At 35.5% G+C, this 25,470-nt stretch carries 24 protein-coding genes; 18 read left to right on the top strand and 6 right to left on the bottom strand.

What is annotated here, in order from left to right; genetic code table 11:
- Positions 1 to 40: 40 nt before the first annotated feature.
- A complete protein-coding gene (locus tag JF259_RS04350) occupies positions 41 to 1,309 on the top strand; it encodes a purple acid phosphatase family protein (protein WP_199113761.1) in 1,269 nt (422 codons plus the stop codon).
- A gap of 288 nt (positions 1,310 to 1,597) precedes the next feature.
- Positions 1,598 to 2,992, top strand: a complete 1,395-nt coding sequence (locus JF259_RS04345; RefSeq protein ID WP_199113759.1) for a sulfatase-like hydrolase/transferase — start codon at positions 1,598 to 1,600, stop codon at positions 2,990 to 2,992.
- Positions 2,993 to 3,203: 211 nt separating this feature from the next.
- Here the strand turns inward: JF259_RS04345 and dnaK are convergent, their stop codons facing one another.
- Positions 3,204 to 5,117 carry a molecular chaperone DnaK gene (gene dnaK / locus JF259_RS04340; protein WP_199113757.1) on the bottom strand — a complete coding sequence of 638 codons (1,914 nt, stop codon included), beginning with the start codon at positions 5,115 to 5,117 and terminating at the stop codon, positions 3,204 to 3,206.
- 355 nt (positions 5,118 to 5,472) lie between these two features.
- Between dnaK and JF259_RS04335 the strand changes: the two genes are divergently transcribed.
- Together JF259_RS04335 and JF259_RS04330 are read left to right on the top strand one after the other, a co-directional pair.
- Positions 5,473 to 6,897, top strand: coding sequence for an L-serine ammonia-lyase (locus tag JF259_RS04335; protein WP_199113833.1), 1,425 nt, complete (start codon positions 5,473 to 5,475; stop codon positions 6,895 to 6,897).
- An 89-nt stretch (positions 6,898 to 6,986) separates the two neighbouring features.
- A complete protein-coding gene (locus JF259_RS04330; RefSeq protein ID WP_199113749.1) occupies positions 6,987 to 7,229 on the top strand; it encodes a hypothetical protein in 243 nt (80 codons plus the stop codon).
- Positions 7,230 to 7,553: 324 nt separating this feature from the next.
- On the opposite strand, the gene JF259_RS04325 is transcribed toward JF259_RS04330, so the two are convergent.
- Complete coding sequence (locus tag JF259_RS04325; RefSeq protein WP_199113747.1) at positions 7,554 to 8,015, bottom strand: nuclear transport factor 2 family protein; 462 nt, start codon at positions 8,013 to 8,015, stop codon at positions 7,554 to 7,556.
- Positions 8,016 to 8,134: 119 nt separating this feature from the next.
- Here JF259_RS04325 and panB point away from each other — a divergent pair, with 119 nt between their 5' ends.
- The 3 genes from panB to JF259_RS04310 all read left to right on the top strand — a co-directional run bounded on the left by panB (position 8,135) and on the right by JF259_RS04310 (position 10,150).
- Positions 8,135 to 8,953 (top strand): 3-methyl-2-oxobutanoate hydroxymethyltransferase, encoded by an 819-nt coding sequence (panB, locus tag JF259_RS04320; RefSeq protein WP_199113745.1) that lies wholly within the window; start codon positions 8,135 to 8,137, stop codon positions 8,951 to 8,953.
- Between the two features lie 83 nt (positions 8,954 to 9,036).
- Entirely contained in the window at positions 9,037 to 9,387 is a 351-nt protein-coding gene (locus tag JF259_RS04315; RefSeq protein ID WP_199113743.1) for a four helix bundle protein, read from the top strand.
- A 58-nt stretch (positions 9,388 to 9,445) separates the two neighbouring features.
- The gene (locus tag JF259_RS04310; RefSeq protein WP_199113741.1) at positions 9,446 to 10,150 is read left to right on the top strand and encodes an RluA family pseudouridine synthase; all 705 of its coding nucleotides are present in this window, start codon (positions 9,446 to 9,448) and stop codon (positions 10,148 to 10,150) included.
- A gap of 50 nt (positions 10,151 to 10,200) precedes the next feature.
- Here the strand turns inward: JF259_RS04310 and JF259_RS04305 are convergent, their stop codons facing one another.
- Together JF259_RS04305 and JF259_RS04300 are read right to left on the bottom strand one after the other, a co-directional pair.
- Positions 10,201 to 10,827 (bottom strand): CPBP family intramembrane glutamic endopeptidase, encoded by a 627-nt coding sequence (locus JF259_RS04305; RefSeq protein WP_199113739.1) that lies wholly within the window; start codon positions 10,825 to 10,827, stop codon positions 10,201 to 10,203.
- 2 nt (positions 10,828 to 10,829) lie between these two features.
- The gene (locus tag JF259_RS04300) at positions 10,830 to 11,288 is read right to left on the bottom strand and encodes an Lrp/AsnC family transcriptional regulator (protein ID WP_199113737.1); all 459 of its coding nucleotides are present in this window, start codon (positions 11,286 to 11,288) and stop codon (positions 10,830 to 10,832) included.
- A gap of 357 nt (positions 11,289 to 11,645) precedes the next feature.
- On the opposite strand from JF259_RS04300, the gene JF259_RS04295 reads away from it, so the two are divergent.
- Positions 11,646 to 12,845 (top strand): aminotransferase class I/II-fold pyridoxal phosphate-dependent enzyme, encoded by a 1,200-nt coding sequence (locus JF259_RS04295; protein WP_199113735.1) that lies wholly within the window; start codon positions 11,646 to 11,648, stop codon positions 12,843 to 12,845.
- A gap of 12 nt (positions 12,846 to 12,857) precedes the next feature.
- On the opposite strand, the gene JF259_RS04290 is transcribed toward JF259_RS04295, so the two are convergent.
- Positions 12,858 to 13,880: a metal-dependent hydrolase gene (locus tag JF259_RS04290; protein WP_199113733.1), complete on the bottom strand. Its 1,023-nt coding sequence runs from the start codon at positions 13,878 to 13,880 to the stop codon at positions 12,858 to 12,860.
- Positions 13,881 to 13,988: 108 nt separating this feature from the next.
- Between JF259_RS04290 and nhaC the strand changes: the two genes are divergently transcribed.
- The 10 genes from nhaC (at position 13,989) to ribB (ending at position 24,259) form a co-directional block, all read left to right on the top strand.
- A complete protein-coding gene (gene nhaC / locus JF259_RS04285) occupies positions 13,989 to 15,509 on the top strand; it encodes a Na+/H+ antiporter NhaC (RefSeq protein ID WP_199113731.1) in 1,521 nt (506 codons plus the stop codon).
- Positions 15,510 to 15,618: 109 nt separating this feature from the next.
- On the top strand, positions 15,619 to 16,257 hold the full coding sequence (locus tag JF259_RS04280) for a peroxiredoxin (RefSeq protein WP_199113729.1): 639 nt from the start codon (positions 15,619 to 15,621) through the stop codon (positions 16,255 to 16,257).
- Between the two features lie 11 nt (positions 16,258 to 16,268).
- Entirely contained in the window at positions 16,269 to 16,580 is a 312-nt protein-coding gene (locus tag JF259_RS04275) for a thioredoxin family protein (RefSeq protein WP_199113727.1), read from the top strand.
- Entirely contained in the window at positions 16,561 to 16,818 is a 258-nt protein-coding gene (locus JF259_RS04270; protein WP_199113725.1) for a DUF6952 family protein, read from the top strand. The genes JF259_RS04275 and JF259_RS04270 overlap by 20 nt, the downstream gene beginning before the upstream one ends.
- A gap of 140 nt (positions 16,819 to 16,958) precedes the next feature.
- Entirely contained in the window at positions 16,959 to 17,459 is a 501-nt protein-coding gene (tpx, locus tag JF259_RS04265; RefSeq protein WP_199113723.1) for a thiol peroxidase, read from the top strand.
- Between the two features lie 18 nt (positions 17,460 to 17,477).
- A complete protein-coding gene (locus JF259_RS04260; protein ID WP_199113721.1) occupies positions 17,478 to 17,846 on the top strand; it encodes a diacylglycerol kinase in 369 nt (122 codons plus the stop codon).
- 63 nt (positions 17,847 to 17,909) lie between these two features.
- Positions 17,910 to 20,306 (top strand): FtsK/SpoIIIE family DNA translocase, encoded by a 2,397-nt coding sequence (locus JF259_RS04255; RefSeq protein ID WP_199113719.1) that lies wholly within the window; start codon positions 17,910 to 17,912, stop codon positions 20,304 to 20,306.
- A 10-nt stretch (positions 20,307 to 20,316) separates the two neighbouring features.
- Positions 20,317 to 20,952 carry a LolA family protein gene (locus JF259_RS04250; RefSeq protein ID WP_199113711.1) on the top strand — a complete coding sequence of 212 codons (636 nt, stop codon included), beginning with the start codon at positions 20,317 to 20,319 and terminating at the stop codon, positions 20,950 to 20,952.
- A gap of 130 nt (positions 20,953 to 21,082) precedes the next feature.
- Complete coding sequence (locus tag JF259_RS04245) at positions 21,083 to 23,083, top strand: LptF/LptG family permease (protein ID WP_199113709.1); 2,001 nt, start codon at positions 21,083 to 21,085, stop codon at positions 23,081 to 23,083.
- A gap of 15 nt (positions 23,084 to 23,098) precedes the next feature.
- Complete coding sequence (gene ribB, locus JF259_RS04240; protein WP_233164098.1) at positions 23,099 to 24,259, top strand: 3,4-dihydroxy-2-butanone-4-phosphate synthase; 1,161 nt, start codon at positions 23,099 to 23,101, stop codon at positions 24,257 to 24,259.
- Position 24,260: 1 nt separating this feature from the next.
- Here ribB and JF259_RS04235 read toward each other — a convergent pair whose 3' ends face one another.
- The gene (locus JF259_RS04235) at positions 24,261 to 25,463 is read right to left on the bottom strand and encodes a DegT/DnrJ/EryC1/StrS family aminotransferase (protein WP_199113707.1); all 1,203 of its coding nucleotides are present in this window, start codon (positions 25,461 to 25,463) and stop codon (positions 24,261 to 24,263) included.
- Between the last annotated feature and the right edge of the window lie 7 nt (positions 25,464 to 25,470).

Genomic DNA, 25,470 nt, shown 5'->3' with positions numbered 1-25,470 from the left:
AATTTAAAATTTCCAGCAATAGTTATACATTTTAATAATTATGAGTAAACCAACTATTTTTTTAGCAATACTATTAGTAATTACACTATCTGCTTGCAAAGGAACACACCAACAAACTACTAAATCCATACTCATTGAAGCCAATGGCAAAAAGCCAACGCTATTGCGCCAACCTTATTTGCAAATGGTAAGGCCAACAACTGCAACAATTACATGGAAAACTGATACTGTTGCAAAAAAATGCCAAGTCGTTTTTTACGAGGTGAACAAAACAGAGAAAACTGTAGCAACAGGTACTTTAGTTAACCACGAAGGAAATAAATTTAATGAAGTTGTAATTAAAAATCTTAAGCCTAAAACAATATATTATTATAGCATTTATTCCAATGGTTATTTATTGGCTAGTGGTAAAGATTATTATTTTGAAACTTCACCTAATAATACCAAAACAGCTTTTAATTTTTATGCTTTAGGAGATATAGGTGATGTACTGCCTAAAAGCTTTGCAAAAGAACCGGCAAACAGAATTACGGAATTAAAACTAAAACCAGATTTTGGTATAGGACTTGGCGATATTGTATATCCAAAAGGTGAGAGTAGTATGTATGACAATCAATTATTTAAACCCTTTGAAAAGGTTTTTAAAAACACCCCTTTTTATCCCGTAGTAGGAAATCATGATTGGCAATCAGACCCAGAAAAGAATTTCGAAAAAGAGTGGGCTTTACCAGGGAATGAGCATTATTTCAGCTTCACTTATTCGAATACACTATTTATAGGGTTAGACTCACATAATGGAGGACTATACAATAGAGAGGAACAAGTAGCATGGTTAAAAGAAACATTAAAAGATCAAAAAGTAAAATACGATTGGATTATTGTGTATTTACATCACAATGGAAAAACATGTACCTATAAAAAAGATTATGAGCATGTAATGAATTTATACCAAGTTTTCACCAGTAATAATGTGGACTTAGTATTAAATGGTCACGCACATACATATGAAAGATTAAAACCTTTTGATGCTAATGGAAATGTAGATGTAAATGCTTCTATTGATCATTCTTCTTATGGCCATTTAAAAGATAGATTTATTTCAATAACCATTGGTGCTGGAGGTAAATTAAACGAAAATTGGCATGCAGATCCAACTAATGAAAAAAATTGCAAAGACGGAAATATAGTAGCCCATGCAGAGCACGTACCTAGTTTTGGTGTGTTTTCAATTGATGGAAAAACATTGAAACTTAATGCATATAACTCTTTTACAGGAGAAATATTTGACACTTTTACTATAGAAAAATAAACGTTTATAAATTTTAGAAAGTAAAATTTCAGTAAACACTTAAAATATAATCAATTGGAAATATTGACTATTTAAATGAACTAGTCCGAAGCAGATCCATCGAGGTATCAACGGAAAATGTTTTTTAATTTGATGAAAACCTAAGCTTATCAAACTTCCAACAAACCTGTTTAGTCCTGAAAAAATCTACATAATTCAAAGTTGATTTTTTTATTAGATAGAGTTCCTTAATTATATGTCTAGACTGATAGTGAGCCAAATCTGTATTCTTAATTAAAACCACCTTATATGAATTTAAAAATTTGTTTTTTTTTAGTTGTACTATTTACAATTCCAAAATCTTATTGTTTTGGACAGATAAATGAATCAAAGCAACCAAATATAATAGTAATTCTTATTGACGATGCCGGATATGCAGACTTTGGCTTTATGGGATGTAAAGATTTACAAACCCCTAATATAGATAATCTGGCCAAAAATGGAATTGTCTTTACCGATGCACATGTTTCTGCGTCTGTATGCGCACCTTCAAGAGCAGGTATGTTAACAGGAAGGTATCAACAACGATTTGGTTTTGAAGCGAATGGAACAGGGAATAAAGAATCTGGAGAAATTGGTCTACCGAATGGTGTGCCAACTTTAGCAAATGTTTTTAAAAATAACCATTATAGAACTATTGCATTAGGAAAATGGCATCTAGGATATAATGAAGATGATCATCCTAATGAAAGAGGTTTTGATGATTTTTATGGATTTTTATCGGGAAGTAGATCTTATTTTCCGATAGATAATCCTACTGAAAAGAATATGCTACAACATAACGGTGTTCGGCAAAAATTTAAAGGCTATCTAACAGATGTGTTAACTAATAAAGCTTTAACATACATTGAAGAAAATAAATATGAGCCATTTTTTATGTACTTAGCTTATAATGCCGTACATACTCCAATGGAAGCTAAGCCAGAACACCTGAAAATGTTTCAAAATCATCCAAGGCAAAAATTGGCTGCTATGACTTGGTCTTTAGATGAGAATATTGGAAAATTGATTGCTAAATTAGAAACTACAAAGCAATTGGAGAATACGCTTATATTCTTTTTAAGTGATAATGGAGGTGCAACCACCAACCAATCTAATAATGGAATTTTAAAAGGTTTTAAGGGTAATAAATATGAAGGAGGGCATAGAGTTCCTTTTGTTGTAAGTTGGAAAAACAAAATAAAAGAGAACATTTCTTTTGACGGATTAACCTCGTCATTAGATATTTTTACTACAGCCATTGCTGCTGCAAGCATTAATAGTAATTTAGAATTGGACGGCGTAAACTTGTTACCTTATTTGAAAGGCAATAAAAAAGGGGATCCCCATAAAAAATTATTTTGGAGAAAATTAAATACGGCAGCAGTTCGAATTGGAAATGAAAAACTTATTAGATTAGACAGTTTTGGAAGTAGAATGTATAATTTAAAAAATGACCTAGGAGAGACTTTCGATTTGTCTAAGTTAGCCCCAAAAACTTATGACGATTTAACAGATGAATTGGAAGCATGGGAATCTGGTTTAATGGATCCTTTATGGGATGAAGGGTTTTGGATGAATATCAATTATAGAATACATAAAAATCTTATGCTTAATAAATTTAAAGATGTTAAAGGGATGAAAGACTTTAATAAGAAACGGTAGTATCTCACTAAGTGTGTAAAGTTTTAATCACTTCAATAAAATCAATACCAATTACAAACAGTTATAAAACAATAAAAAAGCGCAACCATTTCTAGTTGCGCCTTTTTTCTAATTTCAGCCTTTTAGACATTTAACTTGCGTTTTCTGCCTTCAAGCTTCAAACTTTATTTCACTTCTTCGAAGTCTACCCTTCGACTTGGCTCAGGACAAGCTACTTGACTTCTTCAAAGTCCACGTCTTCAACATCACTTCCTTCGCCTTGTCCATTCTGACTTGCATCTGGTCCTGGAGCGGCATCGCCACCTTGTTGCTGTTGCGCTTCTGCTTGTGCTTTGTACATCTCTTCGGATGCAACTTTCCAAGCTTCGTTTATTTTCTCTAAAGCTGGCTCGATAACTGCCAAATCTTTAGTTTCATAAGCCTTTTTAAGTTCTTCTAAAGCATCTTCGATAGGTTTCTTTTTATCATCAGATAACTTATCACCAAATTCAGCTAATTGCTTTTCAGTTTGGAAGATCATAGAATCCGCTTCGTTTAACTTCTTAGCATTCTCAGCTGCTTTTTTATCCGCTTCAGCATTTGCTTCTGCATCCGCTTTCATTTTTTCGATTTCTTCTTCCGTTAAACCTGAAGAAGCTTCAATACGAATGTTTTGCGTTTTATTAGTCGCTTTATCTGTAGCAGTTACGTGAATAATACCGTTGGCATCGATATCGAAAGTCACTTCAATTTGAGGCACTCCTCTTTGTGCTGGTGGAATACCATCTAAATGGAAACGACCAATAGTCTTATTATCTGCTGCCATAGCTCTCTCTCCTTGTAGCACATGAATCTCTACTGATGGCTGATTATCGGCTGCTGTAGAGAAAACCTGTGATTTCTTGGTCGGAATGGTTGTATTGGCTTCAATAAGTTTTGTCATGACATTACCCATTGTTTCAATACCAAGTGATAAAGGCGTTACATCTAAAAGTAATACGTCCTTAACATCTCCTGTTAAAACACCACCTTGGATACCAGCTCCTAACGATACTACCTCATCTGGGTTAACACCTTTACTTGGTGCTTTTCCAAAGAAGCTCTCAACCGCTTTTTGAACTGCAGGAATACGTGTAGAACCACCTACCAATATAATTTGATCGATATCGCCTTTACTCAGTCCGGCTGCTTTTAATGCAGACTGACATGGCTCGATGGTACGCTTAACCAAATCATCGATTAATTGCTCAAATTTTGAACGTGTTAAACTACGTACCAAGTGCTTTGGCCCAGTGGCTGTTGCTGTGATATATGGTAAGTTAATTTCTGTTTGCTCAGAAGACGACAATTCTATCTTAGCTTTTTCTGCCGCTTCTTTTAAACGTTGTAAAGACATTGGATCTTGACGAAGGTCTAAGTTTTCTTCTGCCTTAAACTCATCTGCCAACCAGTTAATGATCTTCTCATCAACATCGTCACCCCCTAAGTGCGTATCTCCATCGGTAGACAATACTTCAAATACACCATCTCCTAATTCTAGGATAGATACATCGTGCGTTCCCCCACCAAAATCAAATACCACTATCTTTTGATCGGTACCTTTCTTATCCATACCGTAAGCCAATGCAGCAGCTGTAGGTTCGTTAATAATTCTACGAACTTTCAATCCTGCAATTTCACCTGCTTCTTTTGTAGCCTGACGCTGTGCATCGTTAAAATATGCTGGTACGGTAATAACAGCTTCACTTACCGATGTGCCTAAATAATCCTCAGCTGTTTTCTTCATCTTTTGAAGAATCATAGCTGATAATTCTTGAGGCGTATACAAACGTCCGTCTATATCTACTCGTGGCGTATCATTATCCCCTTTTACTACTGTATACGGTACTCGTTCTGCTTCATGCTTGGATTCAGAATATTTATTACCCATAAAACGTTTAATTGAATAAACTGTTTTTTTAGGGTTAGTTACAGCCTGGCGCTTAGCAGGATCACCAACCTTGATTTCTCCTCCTTCTACAAATGCGATTACAGACGGTGTAGTACGCTTACCTTCTGAGTTCGGGATTACAACAGGCTCGTTACCTTCCATTACCGAAACGCAAGAGTTGGTTGTTCCTAAATCGATTCCAATAATTTTACTCATAATATCTTATACTTTATTGTGTTGAATGTTCATTTTAAATTCATAACACATATGTCAATGATTATGCCATGACAAAAAATATGACACCTTGTCATTTGTTATTTTTTTACTATTCAATATTCCATATTGTTTAAAGATTTATTTTTGTCACATAAACTAAACTTAAACTAAGAGACTGTTTAAAATTCGTTTTTGAAATTTGTTATAGGTCATTTTTTTGCCAATTAAGGCTTTAAAACCGGAGTTTAGCAGCGCTAAATGAGGATTTTCATAACGAAAAGTGGTGAAAAAAGGGGCATAACAAAACCGAAAGGTGGAATTTAAACAGTCTCTAAATCTAATTACTGAATCTTATATGGAATGTATTTCTGTTTTTGACATGCTTAAAATTGGTATTGGTCCTTCTAGTTCACATACCTTAGGCCCTTGGCGGGCAGCCGAACGATGGATCGACAAACTAAAAGCCACCAATACCTTCGATAGTGTTGAAAAAGTAGAAATAGACCTCTATGGTTCCTTGTCCTTAACAGGAAAAGGGCATGCTACCGATCTAGCCGTGATGCTCGGCTTAAGTGGAGCCGATCCAGAATATATTCCCGTAGATAACATAAACAACATTATTGCTTCTATAAAGAGTACAAAGACACTGGTACTAAATAATACAAGACCCTTACCGTTTGATGCAGAAAAAGACATTAGACTAAACAAATCGTTTTTACCATTTCATGCCAATGCCATCACATTCACGGCGTTTGCCAAAGGCATTAAAACCAGTGAGACCTATTATTCCATTGGAGGCGGCTTTGTGGTCCAAGAAGAACGAAAATCGGCAGAGAACAACAAAATCATTTTCAACTGTACTTTTCCATATCCAGCACAAACAGGGAGTGAGCTATTAAAATATTGCCACCAATTAGGTTTGCCTATTTCTGAGGTAGTTTTGGAAAACGAAAAATCCATTCGGGATATTGACACAATCAATTCCGAATTACAGCGTATTTGGCATACCATGCTGGAATGTATGTATACTGGATGTCATACTGAAGGCAACCTCCCTGGAGGACTTAACGTTAGACGTCGGGCGTATGACATGCACCAAAAACTAAAAGGGGATTTACCTTATAACTCACCTAAAACTTGGCTACAGATAATACGTAAAACCGAAGTGAAATTTCGTCAGATTCTTAAGTGGGTAAGTTGCTTTGCCCTAGCCGTTAACGAAGTGAATGCTTCTCTTGGTCGTGTGGTCACTGCGCCAACCAATGGAAGTGCCGGTGTTATTCCATCTGTGCTTATGTACTATATGGTGATAGAAAATCACGAAGCCGATTTTGAACACGTTAAGAAATTTTTATTGGTAGCTAGTGAAATAGGCAGTATTTTTAAAAAGGGCGCCACCATATCGGCTGCCATGGGTGGTTGCCAGGCAGAAATTGGCGTATCTTCGGCAATGGCTGCCGCTGGTTTGTGTGAATTACTGGGAGGCTCTCCTGAACAGGTTATTGTTGCTGCCGAAATTGCCATGGAACACCATTTGGGACTTACCTGCGACCCTATTGGAGGCTTGGTTCAAATACCTTGCATAGAGCGCAATTCCATGGGAGCCATCAAAGCAATTAACGCTGCCGAACTGGCACTTGAAACAGATCCCAACAACGTTAAAGTTCCTTTGGACAAGGTAGTTTCTACCATGTGGGAAACCGCTAAAGATATGAATACCAAATACAAGGAAACATCTGAAGGCGGACTTGCTGTAGGTGTCAATTTAACCGATTGTTAGATAGTAACATTACCAAGTAATTACTATAAAACTAATCAATTTTATTTCTTCCTTCTTTTTTAGTAATTTTGAAAGAAAAAACAACAATTATGACTAAATTACTATCTAGATTTAAAGAAAACATAAGATTTATCTCTTTAGATACAAAATTTGAAGGCACATATCAGGAATATTACAGTAGAAGATTATCAAGAATAGTTTCCGATTATATTCATGTGGTTTTGGAAGAAAATAATACCCTACCATATCCTAAATTAGATGAAGAAATCTTTGAATTACTTTCTTATGGAATGTCAACATACCCGGAATGGAGAAAAAAGCACTTTCGTTAACCTAAGATATCTTTTGAAGTTATGGAGAATTTAAAATTTATACCTCCCAAAACCACGTACTTTAATACGGAAGTAATCAGTCAAATAAACAATATATGTGAGACATTTTACAAACAGTACTCTGATAGATCAATCACCAATCCAATTGACAATGATATACGAGAATTCAAAAGTTTGATACACAAAATAGCTCACGAAGCTATTCCAGTAAATGAAGAGTCCTACGACCATTTTATAAATTATTTGAACTTAACAATTAGCACTTATATAACTAAAATCAAAAAACTAAGAAACACTGCCTAAATTTAAATACCTTATTCAAATTCAATTAGTATGACAGCCCCCACCTCGCCTAGTATCCATCAAATAAATAATTTTCCAATGTTCTCCATCTTTAAACAACTGAAAGGAGTTGACACCACAATGACTAAACTTATCATTAAACCAAAACTCATAGGGCGCCCAGGCATTGGCCATATTTCCATCTACCTGAATATTGTATTCCAATAGGCGCTCATCCCATTTCTGGTCGGCTGGTCTGTTTGCAATGGCATCAATAAGTTTTTGTGGTTCATCGGTTACTAAAACATCCTTTCCTTCATTGTTTTTATAAGCTGTTTGTAAACGTATTTTATCGGCCATCACCGATTTAAGCAACACCGTATCACCTTTATGAAATGCTTCAAAAAAAGTGTCGACCGTTGCCTTTACATTGTTCTTTTCATCTTCCTGACCATACAATGTAGAGGTCATTATAACTATCAAATAAAGTATGCCGCGTACCATATGTTATTATTTTTCCCTCTAAAATAGTTTATCGCTTTTAAGAAACTAAACCATTAAAGAAAAGTTTAACAGTTTAATTTATTACTTTTACACCCTATCAAAATCAGTAATAAAAAGACATGTCTACTGCTAAAAAGGAATACAAACGCATTACGGTTAAAACATTAGTTGATATGAAAGCTAATGGCGAAAAAATATCAATGCTTACTGCTTACGATTATACTATGGCCAAGATTGTTGACGGTGCAGGAGTCGATGTCATTTTAGTTGGTGATTCGGCTAGTAACGTCATGGCTGGACACGAAACCACACTGCCTATTACATTAGACCAAATGATTTATCATGCGTCTTCTGTAATTAGGGCTATAGACAGGGCGTTAATTGTAGTCGATTTACCTTTTGGAACCTACCAAAGTGATCCTAAAGAAGCTTTACGGTCTGCCATTAGAATCATGAAGGAAAGTGGTGCTCACGCTGTAAAAGTTGAAGGTGGCAAAGAAATTAAAGACTCCATAAAACGCATCTTAAATGCCGGAATTCCCGTTATGGGACACTTGGGCTTAACACCTCAGTCTATTTATAAATTTGGAACCTATACCGTTCGTGCCAAAGAAGAACAGGAAGCTCTAGACCTAATTGAAAACGCCAAAATGTTAGAACGCGTTGGATGCTTTGCCATCGTTCTTGAGAAAATACCTGCCAAGCTAGCAAAACAAGTAGCCGAAAACGTAAGTATCCCCATCATTGGCATTGGAGCTGGAAATGGTGTTGATGGTCAAGTGTTAGTACTTCATGATATGCTAGGTATGACACATGAATTCAACCCGCGTTTTCTACGTCGTTATATGAATCTATACGAAGATATGACCAATGCCATTTCGCAATATGTTGACGATGTAAAATCGTTAGACTTTCCTAATGAGACGGAGCAGTATTAAATATGGACTTTATTAGACTCTTAGACCGTATTAGTTTTTTAGACTGCCAATGTGTTTTGGAATAGATATTATAGATTCAATAGATGCATAGATTTAAAGAATTAGAAATATGGAAAAGAAGTAGATGTTTTTGTTCTAACATTTACGACTTAACTTCTAAGTTTCCCGAATCAGAAAAATTTGGCTTAACCAACCAATTAAGAAGAGCTTCAGTTTCTATACCTTCAAATATTGCCGAAGGATCTTCTAGAAAATCGAATAAAGACTTCTGTCGTTTTCTTGAAATAACTTTAGGTTCTGCTTATGAAATAGAGACACAATTACTTATTTCTTTCGATTTAAACTTTATTACAGAATTAGAACTCAAGGAGTCAAGCAAAGAATTAAGTGAAATTATAAAAATGATCTCAAAATTTAAATCAACACTAAAATAAAATCAGTTACACAACCCATCTAAATATCTAACAAGTCTAAATATCTAACTGATCTAAAATGTCCAATACGTCTAAAGTCCTATCCAACAAATCAAACTTACAGGTTCTTTACGAAGACAACCATATTATCGTTGTAAATAAACGCGCTGGCGACATTGTACAAGGCGATAAAACCGGTGACAAACCATTAAGCGATGTGGTTAAAGAATTTTTAAAGGAAAAGTACAATAAAACTGGAAACGTATATTTAGGAGTCGTGCATAGATTGGACAGACCTACCACTGGTATCGTTATGTTTGCAAAAACAAGCAAAGCTTTACCAAGACTCAATAAGCTATTTGCTAACAAAGAAGCAAAAAAAACCTATTGGGCTATCGTAAAAAACAAACCTCAAAAAGAACAGGATACACTTACGCATTGGTTAAGAAAAAACCCAAAGAACAATAAATCTACGGCATTTAAAAAAGAAGTTAACAATAGCAAAAAAGCCATCCTACATTACAAACTTCTAAAACAACTTAACAACTATTTTTTATTGGAAATAAATTTGGAAACAGGTAGGCACCACCAAATACGATCCCAACTTTCAAGCATTGACTGTCCTATTAAAGGAGATCTTAAATATGGATTCGACAGAAGTAATACAGATGCGAGCATCCACCTGCATGCAAGACAAATTACCTTCACACATCCAATAAAAAAAGAACCGATTCTTATTACGGCTCCCTTACCCAAAGACGCGCTATGGGATGCTTGTTTATAAGCTAGACTTTTTACCCTTAAAAGCAAACGCCTCTAAGAGTTCCTTTTTGATCAAACAGGAAAGCCCAACATACTACCCATCCCTACAGTAAACAACCAACTACCATAAATGGCATGCTCTATAGAAACCAGTAACGTTGATTTGGTTTTTTTAAAAGTTATAGCAAACAATAGACCTCCTAAAAAAGTCAATACAATCACCAGATTATTTTTAAAAAACAAATGCCCTAAGGCAAATACGACGGCATTTAAAAAAACGAATAAGGATTCATTCTTAAACAAAACCTTATAACGTTGAAAATAAAACGTCCTATACACCAACTCTTGGGGATATACCGAAAACACACTGTAAACAAACACAAAAAACAGCCAAAGAAGAGCGTTTTCAAACAATACCTGAAAAAGCATCTCCTTATTGGTAAACCAAACGAAGCAGCTTGTAAGCACCACTATAACTGCTAGCTTAACAAATACGGCTTTCCAAAACGACCTCCAGCGAAGTGTCGGGTTTACTTTAAACTTTAGTTTTTCAACCTTTAATAACACGTATGCGACATAAACAAATCCCATAGTACCAAGCAACATTTTAATCCATATAGGATACTGTACCGCAAAACTAATTGGTAGTAAAATAAATAAAACAAAAAACTCTACCCCTTTATAAATCAATCCGTTCATAATCATATAGTAATGGCAGTGGTATGTTTTACCTCATTGATTACAAACATACTATGGGTGCTACCAATATGATTGATCGTTGTTAATTTTTTAACCATAAACTCCCTAAATGATGCCATATCCTTTACAAGTACCTTTAGCAAATAGTCGTAATCACCACTTATATGATAACACTCCAGTACCTCATCAATAGTAGAAACTTCCTTTTCAAAACGTATTACAAAATCTTTGCTATGCTGTACTAACTTAATATGACAAAATGCCACAAAAGACTTATTTATAGTTTCTTTGTTAATTAAAGCGACATAATTATTTACAACCCCTCCCTTTTCAAGCTTTTTTATCCGCTCGTACACAGCAGTAACCGACAAATTTAATTTATTAGATAGTTCTTTGTTGGTTTGTTTACAATCTTGTTGTAATAAAGCCAGTAATTTTTTATCTGTTTCATCAAATATCATAATTATTCTTTTTCGTATAATCACTATTATGCCAGCATAAGAAGCTTTGTTAAAGAATTATGCTTTGTCCCCAATAGCGCAGTCGAAAGGTTGGTAAAAACATCTCGACTTGCTTTGTAAGGCACTTTCAAAGAAAATATATTTTCTTTCCAACCAATGCTTGATGTGACAATTTGAACTGCCACTGACACAATAGTGTTTAATTAATATTTTTCTTAAAATTTACATCCATACATATTACACAGTAAATATATCTAAAAAATACTTATTATATAGTTTTATTTTCATAATAAAAAATATTATATTGTTTTATAATCTGTTTATAAGCATTTTTGCTATAAAATAAACTTAAATACAATGGCTTTTAAACCCGCAAATAACATTCAAGATTTACAATACTTTGGAGAATTCGGAGGTGTTAACCCGTCGATTTCAGATTCTTCAACCTATACCTTTCTCTCAGCCAAAACAATGTTCGACACCTTTGAAGGCAATGCCGATGGCTGCTACCTCTATTCTCGTCATTCATCGCCTTCCAATCTATATTTAGGAGAGGCCTTGGCTGCCATGGAAGGTACCGAAACGGCTAATGTTTCCGCTTCAGGAATGGGAGCTATTACACCTGTTATTTTGCAATTATGCAATGCCGGAGACCATATCGTTTCAAGCAGAACGATTTATGGGGGTACTTATGCATTTTTGAAAAACTTTACACCAAAATTTAATATCAGGACGTCTTTTGTTGATATCACAAACCTAGAAGCTGTTGAAAGGGCTGTCACTAAAGACACTAAGATTCTGTATTGTGAATCCGTAAGCAATCCCCTATTAGAAGTTGCAGACATAAAAGGGCTGTCCATTATTGCAAAAAAGCACAATTTAAAGCTCGTTGTAGACAACACGTTTTCTCCCTTGTCCATTTCTCCTGTCATTCTAGGAGCCGATGTTGTTATACACAGCTTAACTAAATTCATTAACGGTTCGAGTGACACTGTTGGTGGTGTTGTTTGTGGTTCACAAGAATTTATAGATACTTTACGAAATGTTAATGACGGCGCTTCCATGCTCCTCGGGCCAACTATGGATAGTCTAAGGGCGGCTTCCATCTTAAAAAACTTGAGAACCTTACACATAAGAATGCAACAGCACAGTAAAAATGCTTTGTACCTTGCCCAAAAGTTTGAAGCAAAAGGCTTAAAAACAGTCTACCCAGGTCTAAAATCACACCCATCACATGAACTATTCAAAAGTATGATGAATGCCCAATATGGCTTTGGAGGTATGCTAACAATTGATGTTGGTTCCTTAGAAAAAGCCAATGAGCTTATGGAAATGATGCAAGACAAAAATTTGGGTTATCTAGCTGTGAGCCTTGGTTTTTACAAAACTTTGTTTAGCGCCCCGGGAACCTCAACATCGTCCGAAATTCCACTTGAAGAACAACAGTCCATGGGACTCAGTGACGGATTAATACGTTTTTCTATAGGATTGGATGCCGATATTGAACGTACCTTTCAAATGATGCTTAAGTGTATGGAAGTACTTAACATAGTTTAAAACCTTAAACGCCTAAATTCCTTTAATGCGCTGCCACAACTTTGACATAACAACTTCAAAGTTATCGAATTTAGGCTTAAAAGGTTTCATGTTCAATCGGTCGTTTTCCTTAAAAAGTTGCAAATTAAAAACAGAGGAGTTTGGGTCATTGCTATCTAATAAAGGATAGCGGTAATCATTGTATTGATATGTTTCATCATCTATTTTATAGATGCTGTAATACCCATTACTAAACTTAGCCAAACGTCTTAAATCGCTATAACCTGCAACTTGAATGGCGCGTTGTTTGGGTAAATATTTAAAATCCAAAAAACGGTTTTTAGTATCTAACAACGAATAGTTTGCTATAGCATAAGTTGTATCCGTTTCAGCGATACCATACCATAATACATTATTAAATATAGCTGGTTGCGTACTACACCTTGAAAAAGGTATATTATTTTCAATCAATGATTGCTTAAAAATATAATTGACATACAATTTATTACAAAGCGTCAATACCATATACGCCGTGCTAACCCCTACCCCTAACTTTAACCAAATCCTTCGCTTTTTACTTGTTCGCTTAAAAAACATTAAAACAATCATACACACCAAAAACGGTAGCGTATAAATGGGATCTACCACAGCTATATTATTGAGGGCTATTCTGGATTCGGAAAAAGGCACTAGCATTTGTGTTCCATAAGGGGTAAAACAATCCAATACAATGTGTGTAAATAGAGCCAGAAAGCATATCCATATCCAATCTTTTTGTGTTGTTGTATTTAAACGCCTCCCGGAATTATAAAACTTATAGGCTAACCAACCAAAACAAAAAGCGCCAATAACAGAAAACAAAATAGAATGCATAAAGCCTCTATGAAAAAGCATAGCATCAATAGCGTTACCATACAACAAGTTCCCTACATACACATCCAAATCTGGAATAGTTCCCCCTATGGCACCAAACAACAATGCTTTATTGCCTATTTTTTTTCCTAAAACAGCTTCGCCACAAGCAGCCCCAAGTACAATTTGGGTTAAAGAATCCATATTTTAAATCACTTCATAAAATACAAATGTACACAAGTCATTGTATTTGCACATTAATAATCAAAATCGTAACATTACAAGATCAAATCATTTAACGACCTTTCATTTATGAATAGCCAAGACATAACGCCTAAACAACCGCAAGACGAACATATTATTGAGAATAGAGAATTAAATATCTGGGAAGCATTAATTCCGGTATTTGCCTTAGTAGGTATGTTAGCTTACAATGTTTTTGTTTATGGTGATGATGCGCTTAGTGGAAGTAATCAATTTATATTACTTCTTGGTGGAGCTGTGGCAGCTGTTGTTGGTATTTATAATAAAGTATCATTTACCCAAATGATTGATGAAGTAGCCGAAAACGTTAAATCCACAACCGGAGCCCTTATAATTTTATTGATGGTAGGAGCATTGGCGGGTACTTGGCTCATTAGTGGGGTTATTCCCTCTATGATATATTATGGTTTACAAATTTTAAACCCCACTATATTTCTGGGAGCTTGTGTTATTATTTGCGCCATTATATCCATAGCTACCGGAAGTAGCTGGACTACCTCTGCAACTGTTGGAATAGCTTTAATAGGTATCGGAGAAGCATTGGGCGTATCGCTTGGTATGACAGCAGGTGCCATTTTATCGGGAGCCTACTTTGGAGATAAAATGTCTCCCTTAAGCGATACAACAAATTTAGCGCCCGCTATGGCTGGCGGCGAACTTTTTTCACATATTAAATACATGTCTTTAACTACCGTACCTACTATAAGCATAACCTTAATTGTATTTATTCTTTTAGGTTTCACGCAAGACACATCTGGAGTAGCGGACACATCGCTGTTATTAAATGACATTAGCAAGGCTTTTAACGTTACGCCTTGGCTATTCTTAGTTCCAATAATAGTAATCGTACTTATAGTAAAAAAGACATCACCACTAATAGCCTTATTAATTGGCACCTTGCTTGGAGGCATTTTTGCTGTTATTTTTCAACCTCAGGTTGTAACGCAAATTGCCGGAGCAGATAGCCTTACTTTTGAGTCCGCTTACAAAGGCATTATGGATGCCATAACCGTAAAAACCAGTATCGCAACAGAAAATGAAACTTTAAAAGACTTGTTTTCAGCATCCGGAAAAGGCATGAGCGGCATGCTTGGCACCATTTGGTTAATTATTTGCGCCATGGTTTTTGGCGGTATTATGGATGCTATAGGAGCACTTTCCAGAATAAGTCAGGCACTGTTAAACTTAGCGACATCTACCTTTGGTTTATTTGCCAGTACAGTAGCCAGTTGCCTTACTTTAAATGTTACGGCTTCCGATCAGTATTTAGCAATTGTCGTTCCCGGTAAAATGTTCAAAAAAGCATATGAGGATCGTGGGTTGGCTCCCGAAAACCTAAGTAGAACCCTAGAAGATTCTGGCACCGTAACCAGTGTACTTGTCCCTTGGAACACTTGTGGCGCATACCAATCGGGAGTATTAGGCGTACCTGTTGCCGATTATTTTGTCTTTGCCATATTTAACTGGTTAAGTCCATTTATGACTTTATTGTTTGCCGCTTTTTCTATTAAGATCAAACAGCTTGTTCCTAAAATAACTAATCCCTATACTTCTAAATCAATCGTATAATTTATATCTATATATCAATAAGAAATTAAAATTTAAATAGTATTAAAAACGTCCTTTGTGTTTTATATTTGCGGTATTGAAAATTAATAATAATTAAACATAAAAACACATGGCATTAGTAGGAAAAAAATTTCCAGATTTAAACGTTGACGCAATGAACGAAATGGGCGACACTTTTAAAGTGAACGTTCTAGAAGAAGCTGTTAACAACAAGAAAAAAGTTTTACTTTTCTGGTATCCTAAAGATTTCACTTTTGTTTGTCCAACAGAACTGCATGCATTTCAAGCTGCTTTAGCCGAATTTGAAAAGCGCAACACTATTGTAATTGGAGCATCTTGTGATACTCCTGAAGTTCACTTTGCCTGGCTAAACACACCTAAGGATAATGGCGGCATTGAAGGTGTAACCTACCCTCTTTTAGCTGATAGCAACAGAAACCTTTCTAGCATCCTAGGTATTTTAGATATTACAAACGAAACCTATGATGAAGCAACCGGAACTGTTCAAGTAGAAGGCGACAATGTAACCTATAGAGCAACTTATCTAATAGACGAAGATGGCCTTGTACAACACGAAAGTATCAACAACATGCCATTAGGCAGAAATGTTCAAGAATATTTGCGTCTTATCGATGCCTTAACCCACGTACAAGAAAAAGGAGAAGTTTGCCCTGCTAACTGGGAAGAAGGTAAAGACGCTATGAATGCTAACAGAGACGGTGTTGCAAACTACTTGGCATCTCACTAAAAATCCAGAACATGCAAGAATTATCGCAAGACAACCTGCAAGATATTGTAAATAGCAATAACACTGTAGTTGTTCAATATGCTGCAACTTGGTGTGGGAATTGCAGGATTATGAAGCCTAAATTCAAAAAATTGGCTTCCGAGAATGAAGACACAACCTTTATCATCGCTGATGCTGAAAAATTTCCTGAATCAAGAAAACTAGCAACAGTTGATAATTTGCCAACATTCGCCGCCTTTAAAAACGGCGTTTTTGTTAATCAGGTTCAAACCAATAAGTTTGAAGTTTTAAAAGAATTAGTAAATGAAGTTACCAGTAATTAAACATCTCACTCAGTTTATAGAAGAGAACGATGAAGACTTTGTAATTGAAGCCATCGAAACCCTCGAAGCCTTAACCGAAGTATCTTCTCTTAAAGACGAAGAACTAGATGTAATTGGTGAACTTATTTCTAACATGTATGGCGCAATAGAGGTTCATAAATCAATAAAAGAAGGCACACCAAAAAAAGAAGCATTAAACGGCTTTATGAAACGTGTACTGGAATCTATTGACTCCTAGACGTCTTTTTTAACTTTAAATGAAATGTTAAGAACGCTTTGCTTAAATAAATAAGCAAAGCGTTCTTTTTATTTGTGTATTTTTAAAGCATTAAAAGATTAAATATTCCTATTTTTAAATTTTTAAAAACAAATAACATTATGGCAACAGTATCATTAAAAGGCACCCTAATAAACACAATAGGTTCACTTCCTAAAATAGGTTCGGTAGCTCCTGATTTTGAATTAACAAAAACAGATTTATCAGACGTAACGTTAAATGACTATAAAGGTTCTAAAGTTATCTTAAACATTTTCCATAGTCTAGACACAGGCACATGTGCCAATTCTGTTAGAAAATTCAATGAAGAAGCTAGCAAATTGGAAAACACTAAAATTTTATGCATCTCTAAAGACCTTCCTTTTGCAAATGGCAGGTTTTGTGAATCCGAAGGCATAGAAAATTTAGAAGTACTCTCTGATTTTAGAAATGGTAATTTTGGAAAAAATTACAATCTAGAATATGTCGATGGCCCCATTAGGGGTTTGCTATCCAGGTGTATTATTGTATTGGATGAGAACAGCAAAGTACTGCACACCGAACAAGTTTACGATGTTGTTACAGAACCAGACTATAAATCGGCATTGAACGCATTAAAATAGTCTATTGCTACGAAACAGATGTCAAAAAAAGACTCCTTTTTTGTCAACCGCTTAAAAAGTATCGGGTATGCCTTTAAAGGAGCCTTTCTGCTTTTAAAAACAGAAGCAAGTATTAAAATCCAATTTGCAATCGCTATTTTAGTTACTGCTGCGGGGTTCTATTTTCATATTTCTACAAATGAATGGATTGTTCAACTCTTAGCCATTGGACTTGTTATGAGTATAGAAGGCATAAATACTGCCATAGAAGAAATTGCGAATTTTATCCATCCCGAACACCATAACAAAATAGGATTCATAAAAGATATAGCAGCCGGTGCGGTTTTTATAGCCGCTCTTTTTGCTATTATAATTGGCTTGACAATCTATGTTCCCAAGATTTTTTAAAATACTAATTCACTTAGGATAAACGTTTGTAATTTGTATTTTTGTTTAAACTAAAAGGCATTAATGGCAAAACAAAAGACCAAGGCTAAAAAAACACCTAGAAAAAAATTAAGAATTCCAAGTTTTAAGCTATCCAACCAGCAAAAGTTAGTTATTGGAAGCTTTTTAGTACTTTTTGGATTACTTTTATGTATAGCTTTTATATCGCATTTGTTTACTGGCAACGCCGACCAAAGTACCTTAAACGAATTTACCTCCAGAGATGTAAAAGCTAAAAATTGGCTCAGTAAAAGTGGCGCTTGGCTAAGCTATTTTTTCATACAGCAGGGTTTTGGTATTGCTGCATTCATACTTTCTGGCCTAACAGTACTAACAGGTATATTTGTACTCACTAACAGCAACAAAGCCAAATTAAGAAAACATTGGTTTTGGGGCCTTTTAGTAATGCTATGGTTATCTGTCTTTTTTGGTTTCTTTGGCGGCATCAATGGTACGCTTAGCGGCACGGTTGGTTTTGAAATTAATGTATTTCTACAAGACTACATAGGAAAAATAGGCACTTCACTCTTATTACTATTTGCTTTTATAAGTTACCTAGCAATACGCTTTAAAGTAACATTTCAAAGCATTACAAACTTATTTTCATCTGCCAAAAAGAACATTAAAAATGAACTGTCGGATATAGAAGAAGACCTTACCATAGCTTTCGACAACAACCTAACGGAAGAAGCTGAAGCGATTAAATCTGCTTTTGAAATCCCTTTAGGTAATGATGACCCAATTGTTAAAGAAGCTCCCAAACAAGAACCAACAACACTAGAGGTTAATGTTTCCCAAAAGGAAGAAGAAGCTATCGATGAAGACGACCCATCCGACTTAAAAATAGAAGTAGAACACGTTGCCGAAGAACTTTCCGAAACAGATAATCTTTCCAATAAACTGGTTGAAGATTTTGGGTTATTCGATCCCACTTTGGAACTTGCCAAATACCAATTCCCACCCCTTGAACTCCTAAAAAAATATGATACCGAGGGTATTACCATTAATCAGGAAGAACTTGAGGAAAATAAAAATAAGATTGTTGAGACCCTTAACAATTATAAAATTGGCATTGCAAGTATAAAAGCAACCATTGGTCCAACAGTAACACTTTATGAAATCGTTCCTGATGCAGGGATTCGTATATCAAAAATTAAAAACTTAGAGGACGATATTGCCTTGTCGCTTGCTGCTTTAGGTATTCGTATTATAGCCCCTATTCCGGGCAAAGGCACTATTGGTATTGAAGTACCCAATAAAAATTCGACTATTGTTTCCATGCGTTCGGTAATCGCTTCAAAGAAGTTTCAAAATTCCGAAATGCAATTACCTATAGCTTTAGGAAAAACCATTAGTAACGAAACCTTTGTTGTCGATCTTGCCAAAATGCCCCACTTACTTATGGCAGGGGCTACGGGTCAAGGAAAATCGGTTGGATTAAATGCAGTATTAACCTCGCTTTTATACAAAAAACACCCAGCTGAAGTAAAGTTTATTTTAGTAGATCCTAAAAAAGTAGAGCTAACCTTATTCAATAAAATTGAACGTCATTACCTAGCGAAATTACCTGATAGTGAAGATGCTATTATAACTGATAACACCAAAGTTATTAATACATTGAACTCGCTTTGTATTGAAATGGATAACCGTTATGAGTTACTTAAAAATGCTATGTGTAGAAACATAGCCGAGTACAATGCGAAATTTAAGGCTCGAAAACTAAATCCTAACGATGGACATCAGTTTTTACCATACATTGTTCTAGTAGTAGATGAGTTTGCCGATTTGATTATGACAGCCGGAAAAGAAGTAGAAACGCCTATTGCTCGTTTAGCCCAACTGGCACGTGCTATCGGCATTCACTTAATCATTGCCACCCAACGTCCCTCGGTGAATGTTATTACAGGTATTATCAAAGCTAATTTCCCGGCACGTATTGCATTTCGTGTGACTTCAAAAATTGATTCCAGAACGATATTAGATGGTTCTGGTGCCGACCAGTTGATAGGTCGTGGAGACATGCTATTCACTCAAGGAAATGATGTTATTCGCGTACAATGTGCATTTGTAGACACGCCCGAGGTCGAAAAAATAACCGATTATATTGGCTCCCAAAAAGCATATCCAGACGCCTACCTGTTACCAGAGTACATTGGAGAAGAAAGTGGCACAAGTCTTGATGTAGACATCTCGGATAGGGACAAGCTATTTAAAGAGGCAGCCGTTGTAATTGTAACAGCCCAACAAGGTTCTGCTTCCTTATTACAAAGAAAATTAAAATTAGGATATAACCGCGCCGGACGATTAATAGATCAATTAGAAGCAGCAGGTATTGTAGGCCCTTTTGAAGGTAGTAAAGCCCGACAAGTTTTGGTAACAGATTTAGCAGCCTTAGACCAACTTTTAGAAAACGAAATATAATTAAAACAAAATGAGAATCTTAATTACTATATTATTTTTCACTTTAACATTTAATGCTTTTTCTCAAAATAAAGGCAAAGCCCTTTTAAATGAAGTTTCCGAAAAAGTAAAAAGCTATGATAATATAGCTATAGACTTCAAGTACGTACTGGAGAACACTTCCGAAAACATCAAACAGGAAACCCGTGGTGACGTCATCTTACAAGGTGACAAATACAAATTAAATATTCTTGGTGTCACTCGGCTTTTTAATGGGCAAACCTTATATAATATTAGCCCTGAGGACGAAGAAGTAACCATTTCTTCCGAAAGTGATAACGAAGAGGATAGTATTACACCCAGTAAAATGTTATCCTTTTATGAGGATGGCTACACTTACAATTTAGATATCGAACAAAATGTTAAAGGCAGAAAAATACAGTACGTAAAATTAACGCCCATTGATTCGAATTCAGAAATAAAACATATTCTTTTAGGTATCGATGTACAAACAAAGCACATATACAACCTTATCCAAATTGGTAAAAACGGGACAAAAACAACCCTTACGGTCAATTCTTTTAAAACTAATGAGCCAATATCGAAAAGCTTATTTACCTTTGATGCCGATAAATACAAAGATTACTATATCAATAACCTCGATTAACTTAACATTGAAACATATTATAGCTTATCATCGCTTTTTAGAAAACTCAATACGAGAACGCAGTGAGTATTCACGTTCTCAATTTTATAATTAATTTGTTTAACAAATAAATTAATAAGATTAAGAACCTGTGAAAATATTAGATCGGTACATACTAACCACTTATCTTAAAACCTTTATGAGTGTATTTATTATACTCATAATGATTTTTATACTACAAACTATTTGGCTTTACATAAAAGAGCTTGCAGGGAAAGATTTAGATATAATAGTTGTCGCAAAGTTTTTAATCTATTTTATGCCCAAGCTAATTCCGCTAGTACTACCGCTTACTATCTTGCTATCCTCCATTATGGTCTTTGGTAGTTTTGCCGAAAACTATGAGTTTGCAGCAATGAAATCAACGGGTATTTCACTACAACGTGCTATGTCTGGTTTAAGCGTCTTTATTGTTATACTAGGTATTACAACTTTTTTCTTTTCCAATAACGTAATTCCATGGGCTGAATACAATTCGTATAATCTAAGAAGAAATATTGCTAAATTAAAGCCTGGGATGGCCATTGCAGAAGGGCAGTTCACTAATATAGGAGACAACTATAACATTAAAGTAAAGAAGAAAAGCGGAGACAGAGGCCAATACCTGGAAGACGTTATTATACATAAAAAAGGTTCGGACGGAAGAACCAATGCTGCAACCATAACCTCTAAAACAGGTGAGCTAGTTGGAGAAGAAAAGTCCAATGTAGTTAAACTAATACTGTTTGACGGCAATTACTATGAAGACATCTCTAAAAGAAATGCAACAGAAAGAAAAAAACATCCATTTGCTAAAGCCTCCTTTGAAAAGTATGATTTTAATATTGACCTAACGGAATTTAATAAAGTTGACCTTGAAGACAAATCGTATGACGACAGATATAACATGCTAAATATAAGAGATCTGGATTACACCATTGATTCGCTTATAGAAAAACAATATAGCAACCATGAAACGCTAACATCAAACTTATACAAACGATCTAATGTTTATAAAACAACGCCCAAGCGAGCACCTGTAGCAAAAGCAATCAAAAAAACAGTTGCCGAACAAAAAAAGGACTCTATTTATACTGGTGAAATTTTAGAACTTTTCGATACGAAAGCAAAAACACAAATTGTTGATGTTGCTCAAAAATCGGTTGTCTCCACACAACAACTCATTAAAACCAAAAAAAGCACCTCAAAAATTGCTAAAGTCTCTTTTAACAGACACATTATAGCATTACACGAAAAATTTGCCCTAGGCTTTGCTTGTATCATCTTGTTTTTTGTTGGCGCCCCACTTGGCGCATTAATTAGAAAAGGCGGTATTGGTTTACCAATGGTTATTGCTATTTTACTTTTTCTAACCTACCACTTTATAGGTATTTTTGCTACTAATAGTGCTAAAAATGGGAGTTTTAACCCCATATTAGCCAGTTGGTTCTCGACACTTGTCATGCTTCCATTAGGCATATTTTTGACCAAACGAGCCACAGCCGACAAAGGTCTATTTGATTTAGATAGTATTATAGAACCATTAAAAAAAGTTTTAAACATTAAAGAAAAAAACAGTGTCGATTACAAGTTCTTGAATTCATACACTAATGATCGTTTAATCGATCTCATAATAAATTATGAAACACAGGGACATGAAGCTGATTGCTGCTTTGAAGCCATTAAAATTTTAAACTATCGTGGTATTTCAACTAAAGAGCTAATTGATGACGGGTTGCCACTAAACAAAGCGTATCTCACTTCGGAAACAATAGTCAAAAACTATAAGGATCACACCAAGTTTTCCATACTCTTATATGGTGTTGGTGTTGTACTCCTCATTTTATTTTTTGTATTTAGAAACAATAAATTACCTTCGCTGGCAACGGCTTCAATCCAACTTAGTTTGGTATCTCTTTTATTGTTTGTAATTTATTACATAAAATCACTACTAAACATGTCTTCTTTTTACAAACACATGAGCAAAGGAAGAAAACGCCCAAGTCTAGCGCTTTTAATAATAGGATTTCCATTATACATGATTAGTTATGTATTCTTAAACGCTAAAATCAAGGAAGACTTAAAATTTAATTGTTTAGATTCTTTAAAATAAGAATATCTTTGCACTATGATTAAAGATACCATGACGACAAATAATACTGCTAAGTTCGAGCTAAATACCATTCATGACGCCATAGACGATATTAGAAATGGAAAGGTTATTATAGTTGTAGACGATGCCAATAGAGAAAATGAAGGAGACTTTGTAGCTGCTGCCGATAAGGTGACACCTCAAATGATAAACTTTATGGCCAAACACGGTAGAGGCCTTATATGTGCGCCACTTACCGAAAACAGATGTAAGGACTTAGAGCTTAACATGATGGTTCGAAATAACACCGATCCCATGGAAACGGCCTTTACCGTATCGGTAGACTTAAGGGGTAATGGGGTTACCACTGGCATCTCTGCTAGTGATAGGGCAAAAACCATTAAAGCACTTACCGACCCTTCTACCAAACCATTTGAACTAGCCCGTCCGGGGCATATTTTTCCTTTGGTCGCAAAAGAAGGAGGTGTACTAAGACGTACAGGGCATACCGAAGCAGCTATAGATTTTGCAAGACTAGCAGGTTTAAATCCTGCTGGTGTGATTGTTGAAATCATGAACGATGATGGAACCATGGCACGCTTACCCCAACTCATTGAGGTAGCCAAAAAACTGGATATCAAACTTGTTTCCATTGAAGATTTGGTGGCCTACAGAATGCAACACGATTCGTTGATTGATAAAAAAGAAGATTTTCAAATTGAGACCCGCTTTGGCAGCTTTAGACTAAGAGCTTACCAACAAACAACCAATAATCAGGTGCATATAGCCTTAACCAAAGGCCAATGGAAAGATGACGAACCTGTACTTACCAGAATAAACTCTACATTGGTTAACAATGATATTCTTGGAACCTTAACCAATAATGCCGACAAACAATTAGATGACATGTTCAAGGTTATAAATGATGAAGGCAGTGGAGCTATCTTATTCATTAATCAGGAATCTCAATCTATGAATTTACTAAAGCGTTTATCCTTTTTAAAAGACAATCAGCTTCCCCATAAAATAGCCAAAGCGCCACGAATTAATATGGATACCAGAGATTTTGGTATTGGGGCACAAATTCTCCATGATCTAAATATTCATAAGTTACGCTTAATCTCCAACGCCGAACAAACCAAACGTGTAGGTCTAGTTGGTTACGGCCTGGAAATTGTAGAGTATGTGAATTATTAAGCTAAGCAACTATTAAAGTATCTTTTATTGCTTTAACCATTTTTTTCGCGCGTTCTTTAACCTCTGCTTCTGTCCATGATAGTTTTATCAGACATGAAATGTTTCTACCTATATAATGATCGGACTTAACAAACGTTTTGGTTTTTAGATACTCTAAACCTGTCTTAACTTCAGCTGCTATTGGATATAAGGATTTTAATTCCTTTAAATGTTCCCATTTACGTACATAATGCCAATTGTTATCATAATAATGAAAACAACCATCTACACCAGCTTCTTTTAAGGACTTTGATGCCTTACGTGCCAACTCCAAATCGGGCAAAAAGAAACTTAAAAACGCATAACTTTCCACTCCGCCATCAGGGACTGTTCTAAACGTAACTTCTGGAATTTCAGAAAGTGCTGTTCTCAAAATATTATGATTAGCCTTCTGAATCGATAAAAATTCAGGTAAGCGCCTTACTTGTGCCAATCCAACGGCAGCATGTAACTCCGAAATTCTGAAATTATAGCCTAAAAACGGATGGGTTTCAACTCCTCTATCCAATCCTATGTGATCATGACCATGATCACTATAGTGATCAGCATGTGTGTAATAATTTTTATTACTCGTTATTACAGCTCCTCCTTCTCCACAGGTAACGGTTTTTACAAAGTCAAAAGAAAAACATCCCAGATCACCTATACTTCCCAAAGGCTTTCCCTGATAGCTTCCTCCTATCGCCTGACAGGCATCTTCAATTAAAAGTAAATCGTGTCGTTTGGAAATATCTTGTAAAGCCGACATGTCCCCCATACTACCACACATTTGCACAATCATAATAGCTTTGGTCTTAGGGGTAATGGCTTCCTCAACAGCTTTTGGGCTCAATGCTAGCGTGTCATCAATATCCACCAAAACAGGAATTGCTCCTAACATCATAATGGCTTCAAAACTCGCTACAAATGTAAAGGTTGGCATAATAACCTCATCGCCTGCTCCAACGCCAGCTGCTGCTAAAGCGACTGATACGGCTGCCGTACCGCTAGACACCAATTGCACATAGTCTGATTGTAAAACATTACTCAACTCACTTTCCAGTTCCTTGGCTTTCCAATGGCTATTGCGCATTCCATCAAAGCCATAGCGCATTAGCACACCAGTTTCTAAAACATCATGTACTTCCTTGCGTTCTGCACTACCAAATAATTCAAATCCGGGCATATTTTTA

It is taken from the genome of Snuella sedimenti (genome assembly GCF_016428595.1).
GTDB lineage: Bacteria > Bacteroidota > Bacteroidia > Flavobacteriales > Flavobacteriaceae > Snuella > Snuella sedimenti.
The sequence above is the reverse complement of the archived record's forward strand: the minus strand, read 5'-3'. Positions and strand labels throughout refer to the sequence as shown.

Excerpts from the sequence above, each read along its gene's own strand:
- JF259_RS04350 (WP_199113761.1), top strand. The coding sequence starts at position 41 with ATGAGTAAACCAACTATTTTTTTAGCAATACTATTAGTAATTACACTA.
- JF259_RS04345 (WP_199113759.1), top strand. The coding sequence starts at position 1,598 with ATGAATTTAAAAATTTGTTTTTTTTTAGTTGTACTATTTACAATTCCA.
- dnaK (WP_199113757.1), bottom strand. The coding sequence starts at position 5,117 with ATGAGTAAAATTATTGGAATCGATTTAGGAACAACCAACTCTTGCGTT.
- JF259_RS04335 (WP_199113833.1), top strand. The coding sequence starts at position 5,473 with ATGGAATGTATTTCTGTTTTTGACATGCTTAAAATTGGTATTGGTCCT.
- JF259_RS04330 (WP_199113749.1), top strand. The coding sequence starts at position 6,987 with ATGACTAAATTACTATCTAGATTTAAAGAAAACATAAGATTTATCTCT.
- JF259_RS04325 (WP_199113747.1), bottom strand. The coding sequence starts at position 8,015 with ATGGTACGCGGCATACTTTATTTGATAGTTATAATGACCTCTACATTG.
- panB (WP_199113745.1), top strand. The coding sequence starts at position 8,135 with ATGTCTACTGCTAAAAAGGAATACAAACGCATTACGGTTAAAACATTA.
- JF259_RS04315 (WP_199113743.1), top strand. The coding sequence starts at position 9,037 with ATGCATAGATTTAAAGAATTAGAAATATGGAAAAGAAGTAGATGTTTT.
- JF259_RS04310 (WP_199113741.1), top strand. The coding sequence starts at position 9,446 with ATGTCCAATACGTCTAAAGTCCTATCCAACAAATCAAACTTACAGGTT.
- JF259_RS04305 (WP_199113739.1), bottom strand. The coding sequence starts at position 10,827 with ATGAACGGATTGATTTATAAAGGGGTAGAGTTTTTTGTTTTATTTATT.
- JF259_RS04300 (WP_199113737.1), bottom strand. The coding sequence starts at position 11,288 with ATGATATTTGATGAAACAGATAAAAAATTACTGGCTTTATTACAACAA.
- JF259_RS04295 (WP_199113735.1), top strand. The coding sequence starts at position 11,646 with ATGGCTTTTAAACCCGCAAATAACATTCAAGATTTACAATACTTTGGA.
- JF259_RS04290 (WP_199113733.1), bottom strand. The coding sequence starts at position 13,880 with ATGGATTCTTTAACCCAAATTGTACTTGGGGCTGCTTGTGGCGAAGCT.
- nhaC (WP_199113731.1), top strand. The coding sequence starts at position 13,989 with ATGAATAGCCAAGACATAACGCCTAAACAACCGCAAGACGAACATATT.
- JF259_RS04280 (WP_199113729.1), top strand. The coding sequence starts at position 15,619 with ATGGCATTAGTAGGAAAAAAATTTCCAGATTTAAACGTTGACGCAATG.
- JF259_RS04275 (WP_199113727.1), top strand. The coding sequence starts at position 16,269 with ATGCAAGAATTATCGCAAGACAACCTGCAAGATATTGTAAATAGCAAT.
- JF259_RS04270 (WP_199113725.1), top strand. The coding sequence starts at position 16,561 with ATGAAGTTACCAGTAATTAAACATCTCACTCAGTTTATAGAAGAGAAC.
- tpx (WP_199113723.1), top strand. The coding sequence starts at position 16,959 with ATGGCAACAGTATCATTAAAAGGCACCCTAATAAACACAATAGGTTCA.
- JF259_RS04260 (WP_199113721.1), top strand. The coding sequence starts at position 17,478 with ATGTCAAAAAAAGACTCCTTTTTTGTCAACCGCTTAAAAAGTATCGGG.
- JF259_RS04255 (WP_199113719.1), top strand. The coding sequence starts at position 17,910 with ATGGCAAAACAAAAGACCAAGGCTAAAAAAACACCTAGAAAAAAATTA.
- JF259_RS04250 (WP_199113711.1), top strand. The coding sequence starts at position 20,317 with ATGAGAATCTTAATTACTATATTATTTTTCACTTTAACATTTAATGCT.
- ribB (WP_233164098.1), top strand. The coding sequence starts at position 23,099 with ATGATTAAAGATACCATGACGACAAATAATACTGCTAAGTTCGAGCTA.
- JF259_RS04235 (WP_199113707.1), bottom strand. The coding sequence starts at position 25,463 with ATGCCCGGATTTGAATTATTTGGTAGTGCAGAACGCAAGGAAGTACAT.